General features: G+C 74.8%; 10 protein-coding genes. All 10 read right to left on the bottom strand.

What is annotated here, in order from left to right:
• Nucleotides 1-1,570 (bottom strand): beta-ketoacyl synthase N-terminal-like domain-containing protein (locus ABT106_RS27975; RefSeq protein WP_351282709.1); only part of this gene is annotated, 1,570 nt, incomplete at its 3' end.
• A gap of 79 nt (nt 1,571-1,649) precedes the next feature.
• Nucleotides 1,650-2,555 (bottom strand): alpha/beta hydrolase, encoded by a 906-nt coding sequence (locus ABT106_RS27970; protein WP_351282706.1) that lies wholly within the window; start codon nt 2,553-2,555, stop codon nt 1,650-1,652.
• Nucleotides 2,556-2,557: 2 nt separating this feature from the next.
• Entirely contained in the window at nt 2,558-2,752 is a 195-nt protein-coding gene (locus ABT106_RS27965; protein ID WP_351282703.1) for a ferredoxin, read from the bottom strand.
• Nucleotides 2,753-2,814: 62 nt separating this feature from the next.
• The gene (locus tag ABT106_RS27960; RefSeq protein WP_351282700.1) at nt 2,815-4,044 is read right to left on the bottom strand and encodes a cytochrome P450; all 1,230 of its coding nucleotides are present in this window, start codon (nt 4,042-4,044) and stop codon (nt 2,815-2,817) included.
• Nucleotides 4,041-5,216, bottom strand: a complete 1,176-nt coding sequence (locus ABT106_RS27955; protein ID WP_351282697.1) for an acyltransferase family protein — start codon at nt 5,214-5,216, stop codon at nt 4,041-4,043. The genes ABT106_RS27960 and ABT106_RS27955 overlap by 4 nt, the downstream gene beginning before the upstream one ends.
• Before the next feature lie 66 nt (nt 5,217-5,282).
• Nucleotides 5,283-7,124: a dipeptide ABC transporter ATP-binding protein gene (locus ABT106_RS27950; RefSeq protein WP_351282694.1), complete on the bottom strand. Its 1,842-nt coding sequence runs from the start codon at nt 7,122-7,124 to the stop codon at nt 5,283-5,285.
• Nucleotides 7,121-7,957, bottom strand: coding sequence for an ABC transporter permease (locus ABT106_RS27945; protein ID WP_351282691.1), 837 nt, complete (start codon nt 7,955-7,957; stop codon nt 7,121-7,123). Before ABT106_RS27945 ends, ABT106_RS27950 begins: the two co-directional genes overlap by 4 nt.
• Entirely contained in the window at nt 7,954-8,904 is a 951-nt protein-coding gene (locus ABT106_RS27940) for an ABC transporter permease (RefSeq protein ID WP_351282688.1), read from the bottom strand. The genes ABT106_RS27945 and ABT106_RS27940 overlap by 4 nt, the downstream gene beginning before the upstream one ends.
• A complete protein-coding gene (locus tag ABT106_RS27935; protein ID WP_351282686.1) occupies nt 8,904-10,541 on the bottom strand; it encodes an ABC transporter substrate-binding protein in 1,638 nt (545 codons plus the stop codon). Before ABT106_RS27935 ends, ABT106_RS27940 begins: the two co-directional genes overlap by 1 nt.
• Before the next feature lie 62 nt (nt 10,542-10,603).
• Complete coding sequence (locus tag ABT106_RS27930; protein WP_351282711.1) at nt 10,604-11,656, bottom strand: LLM class flavin-dependent oxidoreductase; 1,053 nt, start codon at nt 11,654-11,656, stop codon at nt 10,604-10,606.
• Nucleotides 11,657-11,747: the final 91 nt, after the last annotated feature.

Raw genomic sequence — 11,747 nt, 5'->3', positions numbered from 1 at the left:
TGCCGGACGCGGCGCCGCGCACCACCGCCGGATGGTCCCGGCCCGCCGCCAGCGCCGCCGTCCCGTCGAGCAGGCCGGCAAGGTCCCCGGCCACGACCACGGCCCGCTCGTCGAAGTGGGTCCGGGTCGCGGCGAGCGAGAAGGCCGTGTCCACCGCGTCGTACGCGGCGTCCCCCTGGTGCCCGTGCAGCCGCCCGGCCTGCCCGCGCAGCGCCGGGGCGTCCCGCCCGGACAGCACCCAGGCCACGGGACCGCCGTCGCCGTCGCCGCCCGTACCGTTCCCGCCCGTACCGTCCCCGGCGGGCACCGGTGCGGCCTCGCCCACCACGACGTGGCAGTTGGTCCCGCCCATGCCGAACGAGCTCACGCCGGCGAGCAGCGGCCGCCCGGGCGCCGGCCACGCGCTCTCGGCGGTCTGGACCCGCAGCCCCAGGTCCGCCAGCGGGATCGCCGGGTTCGCCTGGCGGAAGTTCAGACTCGCCGGGATCCGCCGCCGGGACACCGACAGGGCCGTCTTCAGCAGGCCCACCAGCCCGGCCGCGCCTTCCAGATGGCCCACGTTCGTCTTCGCGGAACCCACCAGCAGCGGCGCGTGCGCCGGACGGCCCGCGCCGAGCGCCGCGCCCAGCGCGGCGGCCTCGACGGGATCGCCCACCGGTGTCCCGGTGCCGTGCAGTTCGACGTACTGCACCGAGCCCGCGTCCGTACCGGCCCGCGCGTGCGCGGCGCGCAGCACCGCCTCCTGCGCGGCCCGGTCCGGAACCGTCAGCCCGGCGGACGCGCCGTCGTTGTTGACGGCGCTGCCCAGGATCACGCAGTGCACCCGGTCCCCGTCGGCGACCGCCCGGTCCAGCGGCTTGAGCACCACGGCGACACCGCCCTCGCCCCGCACGTACCCGTTCGCCCGCGAGTCGAAGGTGAAGCACCGGCCGTCGGGCGACAGAGCGCCGAACCGCGCGCTGTCCGCGCTGCTTCCGGGCGACAGGATCAGGTTCACCCCGCCGACGACCGCCAGGTCGGCGTCCCCGTTGCGCAGGCCCTCGCAGGCGAGATGGACCGCCACCAGGGACGAGGACTGCGCCGCGTCGACGGTCAGGCTCGGACCGGTCAGCCCCAGCACGTACGACAGCCGGTTGGCGATGACGCCCCGGCTGAGACCCGTCACCGAGTGCCGTCCGGCCGCGGCCTCGCCGCGCCGGTGGTGCAGCGCCGCGTAGTCGTCCCAGATGGCGCTCGCGTACACCGCCGTACGGCTGCCCGCCAGGGAGCCGGGCACGATCCCCGCCTCCTCCAGCGCCTCCCAGCCCAGTTCGAGCATCAGCCGCTGCTGCGGGTCCATCGCCGCCGCCTCGCGCGGGGAGATCCCGAAGAAGGCCGCGTCGAACCGGTCCACCTCCTCCAGGAAGGCACCCGCGGCGGGGGCCGAGGCGGACCAGCGGTCCGCCGGCGGCTCCCCGACCGCGTCCTCGCCCCGGCTGAGCAGCCGCCAGAAGGCGGCGGGGTCGGCGGCTCCCGGAAGACGGCAGGCGAGTCCGACGACGGCGATCGGTGCGGAGCGGGGCTTGGCCATGGTCTGTCACGTACTCCCTCGTCGAGGACGAATCCGGGACCAGCCTCGCCACCTGCTCTAACGGGGGTCTTGGGGCGTTCTAAACCCGGTCCGCCGCCGGCCCGTGCAGCCCCGACCGCAACGCCGCGAGGTGCTCCGCGCCGATGCGCCGCTGCTCCTGCGGCCCCACCCCGCCCATGAACGCGTGGTGCGCGCCGGGGAAGTTGTGCACCTCCACCGGCACACCCGCCTGGGCCAGCCGCAGCCCGTACAGCAGGCCCTCGTCGCGCAGCGGGTCGAGACCGGCCGTCGAGACGTACGCGGGCGGGAGCCCGCTCAGATCCGCCGCCCGGGCCGGCGCCGCGGCCTCCGCCAGCCGGTCCCGGTCGGCACCGCCCAGGTACAGGTCCCAGCTCTCCCGCGCCAGCCGGCTGTTCCAGACCGGCGTGTCCGTGTACGAGGCCATCGACGCGGTCGCCAGCCGGTCGTCCAGCACCGGCGTGCTCAGGTGCTGGAAACACAGCGCGGGACCGCCCCGCTCCCGGGCCAGCAGGGTGAGCCCGGCGGCGAGCGCGCCGCCCGAACTGGCCCCCGCCACCGCGATCCGGGCCGGGTCGGCGCCGAGCCCGGCCGTGTGGCCGGCCGTCCACTCCAGGGCCGCCCAGCAGTCCTCCAGTCCCGCCGGGTACGGATGCTCCGGCGCCAGCCGGTAGGAGACCGCGACCACCACCGCCGACGCGTGCAGCGCCGCCTGAGCGGCCCCCAGGTGCACCGAGTCCAGGTTCCCGAGGCAGAACCCGCCGCCGTGGATCCACAGCACCGCGGGCAGGTCCGAGGACACCGCCCGCGGCCGGTACACCCGCACGCGCACGTCCGGCCCGCCGGCCGGCCCCGGAACCAGCAGCTCCCGTACATCGGTCCCCGGCACCGGCGGCAGCTCGGCGAGGCTCAGCAGCCTGCCGCGGTGGCCGGCCACCGCGTCGGCGAGACGTCCCTCGACCGGCATCCTCAGACCTCCAGCGTCAGGGCCTGGGAGGGACACAGCGCCACCGTCTCGCGGGCCTGCGACTCCTCGTCCCGGCCGCTCACCCGCTCCCGGAGCAGGAGCACCGTGCCCTCCTCGGACTGGTCGAAGCGGTCGGGGTCGGACAGGACGCACTGTCCCGCGCCCAGACACCGGTGGGTGTCGGCCGTGATGCGCATTTCTTCGGGTCCCTTCTGTCGGGCGGTCGAGCGGTCGAGCTGACGAACGCGGGCGCGGTACGTCACCAGGTGACGGGCAGTTCCCAGATGCCCTGCACGCCGCCCGGCTCCTTGAGCGGCAGCGCCGCGGCGGGAACCGCGAGGCGCAGCCCCGGCAGCCGGCGGAACAGGGTGGACAGGGCGATCTCCATCTCGGCCCGGGCGAGGTTCTGCCCGATGCACTGGTGCACCCCGTGGCCGAAGGAGATGTGGTGCCGGGCCCCGCGCGCCACCTCGAAGGCGTTCGCCCCGGGGAAGGCGTCCTCGTCCCGGTTGGCCGTCGAGATCACCACGATCACCCCGTCGCCCGCCTTGACCGCGTGGCCTCCGAGTTCGGTGTCGGTGGTCGCGAACCGGGCCACGCCGTCCGCGATGGCCATGTAGCGCAGGAGTTCCTCGACCGCCCCCGGCAGCAGGGCGGCGTCCGAGCGCAGCGCGGCCAGCTGGGCCGGGTTCTGCAACAGGGTCAGGATCCCGAGCGCGATCGCGCTGGCGGTCGTCTCGTGACCGGCGACGAGCAGCAGCAGCGCGATGTCGACCAGATCGCGGTGGGACAGGTGGCCCGGCGTCAGTTGCTCGGCGATCAGCGTGTCGAGCAGCCCGTCGCCGGGCTCCCGCTCCTTGCGCCGGATCAGACCGTCCAGGTATCCGCTGAGCTGCGCGAAGGCGTCCGCGCTGTCCTCCAGCGTGGTGGTTCCGGTCACCACCCGGCGCGACTGGTGCTCGAAGAAGGCGTGGTCGGTGTACGGCACGCCCAGCAGCTCGCAGATGACGATGGACGGCACCGGCAGGGCGAAGTCCGGCACCAGGTCGGCCACGGGCCCCTTGGCCTCGATCGAGTCGATCAGCTCGTCGACGAGGCGCTGGATGCCCGGCCGCAGTGCCGCCACCTTCTTCACGGTGAAGGTGGAGAGCAGCATGCGCCGCTGGACGGTGTGCTCCGGCGGGTCCATGCCGATGAAGTTGCGGACCTTGCGGGCCGCTTCGAAGCGGGGCGCGGTGGCCGGGTAGTGCGGGTGCACCCGGTCGGAGGAGAAGGTGACCGCGTCCAGCAGCACCTTCCTGGCCTCCGCGTGCCCGCTGACGGCCCACACCCGGCGCCCGTCGTACAGCTCCACGAGGGACACGGGCCCCTCCTCGCGGTACCGGTCGTAGCCCGCGGGCGGCTGGAAGGGGCAACTACGGCCCTGCGGGTACGCGGGCGGGGATCCGGCGGGCCCGGTGCTCCCGGCCGTCTCTGCTGTCGCGGTCATTCCTTGGCCTCCAGGGTGGCGGTGTGCGCCGGTGCCACCGGGACGGCGACGGGCGCTTGGGGGCGGGGCGGGCCGAGCCGGCGTACGGCCGGCGTCTCCACCCAGGTGAACAGGACGTACGCCAGGCCCAGGCTGACCAGCAGCGCGGCGAACAGCAGCCCGGCCCCGGCCGCCGCGGGCAGCGGATCACCGGTGCCGATCAGCCAGCGGTGGCCGTACGTCACGACCAGGCCGTGCACCATGTAGAACGCGAACGAGAGCTCGCCCAGCCGGACCAGGACCGGCCCCCGCAGGGGCGAGCGGGTCCCGCGGTCGTCGGACACCGCGGCGGCGGCCACCAGCGGGGTCAGCCACAGGGCGGCGGTTCCGGCCACCCCGTACAGGTACGGGACGGAGGAGTTCACGGCGTACCCGCCGACGGCGATCAGCGCGGCCGGCAGCAGCCCGATCCTGGGCCAGGCACCCGCCAGGACCAGCCGGGCGGCCACCATGCCGAGGAGGAACTCCAGGGCGCGCACCGGCGGGAAGAAGTAGACGAACCAGATCTGCTCGAACGACAGCGTGCCGTCGTCTATGAACGGCAGCGGCGTCCCGGTGACGGCGTACTGGCCGACCACCGGGGCGATCACGGTGAACGCGCCGAGGGTGGCGGCGAGCGGCCAGAGCCGGGCCACCGGCACCCGGTTCAGCAGGCGCAGCAGGAACGGGAAGCTCAGGTAGAAGAAGAGCTCGACCGACAGGGACCAGCTGACCGCGTTCATCGTGTTCGGCACGGTGAGGTCCGGGAACCAAGCCTGGACCAGGAAGAGGTTCGCCAGCGTGCCCTTCGTGGTGAAGGGGTCGGCGGCGATCAGCATCAGCACGCCGGCGAGGGCGAAGGTGACCAGGTGGTTGGGGAAGATCTTCGCCAGCCTGCGCCGCCAGACCCGGGGCGCCGTGTCGTCCGTCCGCGCCGACCAGGTCAGGACGAATCCGCTGAGGACGAAGAAGAAGGTGACGCCGTAGAAACCGGCGTTGGCGAACACCTCACCGAGCGCGTCGCCCCCCGAACCCCCGACGAACCGTGTCTGCCAGGTCGTGTGGAAGAGGAAGACGAGCAGCGCCGCGATGAAGCGCAGTCCCGTGAGGGACGGGAGTCTCGACGCACGGGGGGCGGCTGGTGGGCGGGACATGAGAGGTGACCTCCGGCTGGTACGGGAACGGGCGCGCCCAGGCTGGCAGCCGCCTGTTGGCCGGATCTAAAGCCGCCCTTGTGCCGCTCGGGAGCCGGTGGCGGCGTCCGCGGCGGTGCCGGTGCCCGTGGTCCGGTCGCCGTCCGCGCTGCCCGGGCCTTCCGCGGGGCCCTGCGCCGGGCCGGTGGGCCGGGCCGTGCGCGCCCGCCTCGGTACCGCCTCCAGCAGGGCCCTCGTGTACGGGTGGGCCGGGGCCGCGAACACCTCCTCGACGGGGCCCGACTCGACGATCCGCCCGTCCTTCATCACCATCACCCGCCCGCAGACCTCCCGGACCACGGCCAGATCGTGCGAGATGAACAGCATCGCCAGGCCCAGCGACGCCTGCAGCTCGCGCAGCAGGTCGAGGACCTGCGCCTGCACGGACACGTCGAGCGCCGACACCGGCTCGTCGCACACGAGCAGCCGCGGCCCCGGGGCCAGGGCCCGGGCGATGGCGACCCGCTGCCGCTGCCCTCCGGACAGGGCGAGCGGCCTGCGCTCCAGGTGCTCCTCGGCCAGCCCGACCCGTTCGAGCAGGTCCAGCGTCCGCTTCCGGCGTTCCTGCCGGGGCACACCGGACACGGCCAGCGCCTCGCCGACGAGCCGCTCGACGCTCCACCGGGGGTCGAACGCGCTGAGCGGGTCCTGCGGCACCAGCTGCACCGCGGCACGGCGGGCACGCCGCTCGCGCTCCCGGACCGTGCTCCACGCGCGGCCCTCCAGCCGGATCTCACCGGCGTCGGGCGCCGTCAGCCCCAGCACCATCCGGGCCAGGGTCGACTTCCCCGAGCCGGACTCGCCGACGAGCCCCAGCGACTCCCCGGGACGCAGGGCGAACGAGACCTCGTCCACGGCGGTACGGCGGCTGCCGCGCGGCCCCTTGAACGCCTTGACCAGGTCACGGGCCACCAGCAGCGGTTCCCCCTCGGTCACCCCGGCCGGCGCGGCCCGCCCGCGGCTCCCCGGTACGGCCGCCAGCAACGCCCGCGTGTACGGGTGCCGGGGCTGCTCGAGGACCTCCCCGACCGGGCCCGACTCGACGATCAGACCGTCCTTCATCACGGCCACCCGGTCGGCCAGCGCCTCGACCACCGCCAGGTCGTGGCTGATCAGCAGCAGTCCCGTGCCGCCCGCCTTCAACTCGCCGAGCAGGGCCAGGATCCGGGCCTGAACGGAGGCGTCCAGCGCCGTCGTCGGCTCGTCCGCGATCAGCACGCCCGGCTCCGCCGCGAGGGCCGAGGCGATCAGTGCCCGCTGGCGCAGCCCGCCGGACAGCTGGTGGACGTAACTCGCGGCCCGCTCGGCCGGTTCGGGCACGCCGACCCGGCCCAGGAGTTCCACCACCCGCCCGCCGGCCCGCGACCGGGGCACGATCCGGTGGGTGAGCAGCGGTTCGGCGATCTCCTTGCCCACCGGCCGCAGTGGGTCGAGCGCCACCAGCGCGTCCTGGGACACCAGGCCGATCCGCCGGCCCCGTACGGAGCGCCACTCGCGGTCCCCGTAGCCGCGGGCGTCCTGCCCGAACAGCCGCAGGTGCGCCGCGGTGACCGCGGCGGTGGGCCCGGCCAGCCCGAGCAGGGCGCGCGCGAGGGCGCTCTTGCCGGACCCGGACTCGCCGACCAGGGCCAGGCAGCGGCCCGCGGCGAGCGCCAGCGAGGCGCCGCGCACCGCGTGCACCTGGCGGTGCCCGGTACCGAACCGGACGTGCAGGTCGGCGACTTCGATCAGCGAACCGCCGTCCGCGGCGCCGCCCGAGTCCCGGCCCGCGACGCCGACGGCGTCACCCGCCGCGTGGTCCGCCGGCTCGTCCGCCGCGTCGCGCGCGGGGCCGCGCGCGGCGGTCACCCGTACCCGTATGCCCGTCATGAAGAGGCCCGTCCTTCGGCTCGTGTCTGTGCGTGCCGTCCGACCACCGTGACGGCGAGGACCGTGCCGAGCAGCAGCAGTCCGGGGAACAGGGCGATCCACCAGGCCTGGTCCAGGAAGTCCTGGCCCTCGGTGAGCATCGCGCCCCATTCCGGTGTCGGCGGCTGCGCCCCCAGCCCCAGGTAACTCAGCGCCGCCCCGGTGGAGATGGACGCGCCGAGCGTCACCGTGGCCAGGACGACCAGCGGGCCCAGCGTGTTCGGCAGCACGTGCCGCAGGACGATCAGCGGACGCGGCACCCCGAGGGCGACCGCCGACTCCACGTACCCGGAACGGCGTACGACCAGCGCCTGGGCGCGTACGACCCGGGCGAACCCGGGCGCCGTCCCGACGGCCACCGCGATCGTCGTCCCGGTGACCCCCTTCCCGGCCACCAGGACCACCAGCAGCGCCAGCAGCAGCCCCGGCAAGGCCAGCAGCACGTCCGCCCCGCGCATCAGCAGCGCGTCCCCGAACCGCCCGGACAGCGCCGCGGCCAGTCCCCACACCACGGCGACGGCGACCCCCGCGCCGGTGGCGGCCGCGCCGATCGCCAGCGAGTAGCGCGTGCCGTGCACCACCCGGGCGAAGACGTCCCGGCCCAGCTGGTCGGTACCGAACCAGTGGGCGCCGTCCGGCGGCCGCAGCGCGTTCAGCGGATCGGTGTCGGTCGCGCCGACGCCCGTGAACAGCGCGGGCGCCAGCGCCGCGACCAGGATCAGGACCAGGGCCGCCCCGGCGGCCACCACCGCCGGACGGACCCGCGGCGGATCGCTCCATGTCGGCAGACTCACGCGGCCGCCACCCCCGTTCCCTTCCGCAGCCGCGGATCGACCACCGCGTACAGCACTTCCACCACGGCACCCACCACCACGAACGCGACCGCGGACAGCGTCACCACCCCCTGGACCACCGGCAGGTCCCGGCCGCCGACGGCCTGGAGCGCGACCCGGCCGATCCCGGACCGGGCGAACACGCTCTCCACCACCACGGCCCCGCCCAGCAGCGTGCCCGTGAACCAGCCCGCCAGGGTCAGCGCCGGCAGCGCCGCGTGGCGCAGCGCGTGCCGCGACCGGACGGTGTGCTCCCGCAGCCCGCGGGCGCGCGCGGTGAGCGCGAAGGGCTGACGCAGCGCGTCCAGCAGCCCCTCGCGCATCACCTGGGCCAGCACCGCCGCGATCGGCAGCGCCAGCGTGAGGACCGGAAGCACCAGCGACCGCGCGTCGCCGCTGTCGGAGACCGGGAACCAGCCGAGCCGGAAGGAGAACACCGTCAGCAGCATGATCCCGAACCAGAACGACGGGGTGGACACGACCACCAGCTCCACCAGCGCCGACACCCGGCGCGGCCAGCGGGACCGGCCGGACGTCAGCACCGTCACCGCGACGGACAGCGCGACCGCGAGCAGCGTCGCGTACAGGGCCAGCTCCAGCGTCGGCCCGAGCTGCTCGGAGAGCACCCGCGCCACCGGCTGCTGGAGCTGGTAGGAGTCGCCCAGGTCACCCCGCAGGAGCCGTCCCAGGTACGCCGCGTACTGCACGGCGAGCGGGTCGTCGAGCCCGTAGTGCTGCCGGATCTCGGCCCGCTGGGCCGCGTCGACCAGGGCCTGGGAGCCGACCACCGCGTCCACCGGGTCGCCCGGCACCAGTTGGAGCACCGCGAAGGCACAGGTCGCCGCGCCCCACACGACCAGGACGGCCGCGCCCAGCCGGACGGCGAGGTACCGGACGGCCCGCGGCATCAGCGGGCCTCGACCCAGGCGCCGTAGAACTCGGGCCACGCCGAGATCGACTGGCGCAGACCGTGCACCTGCTTGTTGACGCCGACCGTCGAGCGCTTGACGTAGGCGGGCACCACCACGGCCTGGTCCAGCGTCCAGCGCTGCACCTTCCCGTACGCCTCGGCGCGCAGCTTCGGGTCCGTCGCCGCCTGGGCCTCCTTGAGCCACACGTCCACCTGCGGGTCCGCGACCCGGGCGAAGTTGTGGCCGCCGCCCTCGGCGGTCTCGGTGGACAGGAAGAAGTGGCTCAGGATGTCACCGTCGGCCCGCGCCCAGGAGGTCTCGACGACGTCGTAGCGGCCCGAGTCCAGCCGCCCGGAGACCTCGGCCGCGTCCGTGGAGGCGGCCAGGTCCAGCTTGACGCCGGTCTTCTTCAGCTCGCCCTGCACCGCCTGGGAGAAGATGCTCGCCTTGCCGTAGACGGGTGCGACGACGGTGAGGGTCTTGCCGTCCTTCGTGCGGAAGCCCTCGCCGTCCCGGCCGGTCCAGCCCGCCTCGTCCAGCAGCCGCGCGGCCTCCTTCGGGTCGTGCGGCCAGCTCTTCTCCAGCGTGCGGTCGTAGCTCTGCGGGGTGGCGGGGGACAGGGTGCTCCACGCACGGGTCCCGGTGCCCTGGAACACCGATTCGACGAGCGCGTCGAGGTCCACCGCCCGCTGGAAGGCCCTGCGGACGCGGACGTCGGAGAAGAGCGGGCCCTTGGTGTTCAGGTAGAAGGCGTCGACGGCGCCGGGGACGTCCTTGGTGACCAGCGACAGCTTGGCGTCGCGCTCGACGAGTGCGACCTGCTGGGCCGGTACGGCGCCGGCCGCGTCGACCTGGCCGGAGGTCAGCGCGCCGACGCGGGTGGCGGCCTCGCCGATGAACCGGATGGTGAAGGAGTCCAGCCGGGCGGCGCCGGTGTGTCCGGCGCCCTCCGGGGCCCAGGCGTAGCCCGGGTTCCTGGTGTAGCCGCGCTGCTGGCCGCGGGTGTAGGCGCCGGCCTTGAAGGGGCCGCTGCCGACCGCGGTGGTGCCCGCGCACAGGGTGTCCGCGCCGGCCTTCAGGGAGGCGGGGGCGGCCAGTCCGAGGTAGGTGGTGCTGACGGCCTGGAGGAAGGGGGCGTACGGGCGGCTGAAGCGGACCTCCACTTCCGTCGGGCTCTTCACGGTCGTCCCCTCGTACGGGCCGAGCAGCCCGGCCGCGTACTGCGACTGGGTCTCCTTGGCGCTGACGTGGTCGAAGTTGGCCTTCACGGCCTCCGCGTCGAGGCGGGTCCCGTCGTGGAAGGTGACGTCGTCGCGCAGGACGAAGGTGTACGTCTTCCCGTCCGGGGCCGTCTTCCAGGACGTGGCGAGCCAGGGCTTCAGCTCTCCCTCGGGGGTCTGGTAGACCAGCGAGTCGAACACCGGCCGCTGGACGAACGCCGTCACGTCCTGGGCGCTGGTGTGCGGGTCCCAGCAGTCCGGTTCCTGGTCCGTGGCGTAGACGAGCTTGCCGCCGGTCACCGGCGCCGCTCCGCCGGCGGGCGCGGTGCCCTCTCCGGCGGAGCAGGCGGTGACGGCGGTGAGGACGACGGCGGACAGCAGGACGGCTCTGCGGGGCGTTCGACGCGAGTGCATGACGGACTCCGGACTCCGGGACGGTGAAGAGGTGGGTACCGGGCCCACTGTCGCGACGGGGGCTAAAGCCGGACTGAACCGTCCTCGGCGTCCCGTGCGAGGACCGCGTCGGCGGCCGCCGCGGCCTCGGCCAGCAGCGCGAAGGACCGCAGCCGGTCCTCCTGGCCGGGCACCACCGTCAGGGCCATGACCTCGTCGGCGCCCGTGCGGGCCAGCAGGGCGGCCAGCTTGTCGCGGACCGTGTCCGGGGCGCCGATCAGCTGGGGTTCCACCAGGTCGTCCAGGAAGCGCCGTTCGGCCGTGCCGTAGGAGTACGAGGCGGCCGTCCGGGCGGACGGGAAGGCGTCGAAGCGCCGGGCGGCGCGCATCAGTATCTTGCCCAGCAGGTACGGCGAGGCGACCGTACGCGCGGCCTCGTCGGTGTCGGCGACCGTGGCCAGGACGGAGACCAGGGTCCGCGGCCGGTCCAGCCGGGCCGAGGGACGGAACGCCTCCCGGTAGCGCTCCAGCGCGAACGCCGAGGCGTGCGGGTTGATCTGGTGGGCGAAGGCGTACGGAAGGCCGAGCGCCCCGGCGGCCCGGGCGCTGGCCGGGCTGGAGCCGAGCATCCACAGGTCCGGCCTGCCGTCGGCGGCGGGCACCGCCACGATGCCCGAGGTGGGGTCGCCGGGCGCGAAGTAGCCGCTGAGCTCGGCGATCTGCTGCGGGAAGTCGTCCTCGCCGCGGTCGGGGGCCCGGCGCAGGGCGCGCGCGGTGACGGGGTCGGTGCCGGGCGCGCGGCCGAGGCCGAGGTCGATGCGGCCGGGGTGCAGGGCCTCCAGGGTGCCGAACTGCTCGGCCACCACCAGGGGCGCGTGGTTGGGGAGCAGTACGCCGCCGGAACCGACCCGCAGGGTGGTCGTGGCGGCGGCGAGCCGGCCGATCAGGATCCCGGGCGCGGAGGTGGCCAGGCTCGGGGTGTTGTGGTGTTCGGCGACCCAGTAGCGGTGGTAGCCGAGGGCTTCGACGCGCGGGGCGAGGGCGACGGTGTCGCGCAGCGCGCCCGTGGCGGTTCCCCCCTCGAAGACGGGCACCACGTCGAGCACGGAGAGCGGGATGCGGCCGGAGCTGGTCATCGGGGATTCCTCGTGGGCGAAGGGAACCGGTCGGGTGTCGTGGTGGTCCAGGTAGGCGGCCCGGCCGGTGCCGGCCCTGCCTAGGCGCTGG

The organism is Streptomyces sp. NPDC002044 (assembly GCF_040296725.1).
GTDB lineage: Bacteria > Actinomycetota > Actinomycetes > Streptomycetales > Streptomycetaceae > Streptomyces > Streptomyces antarcticus.
The sequence above is the reverse complement of the archived record's forward strand: the minus strand, read 5'-3'. Positions and strand labels throughout refer to the sequence as shown.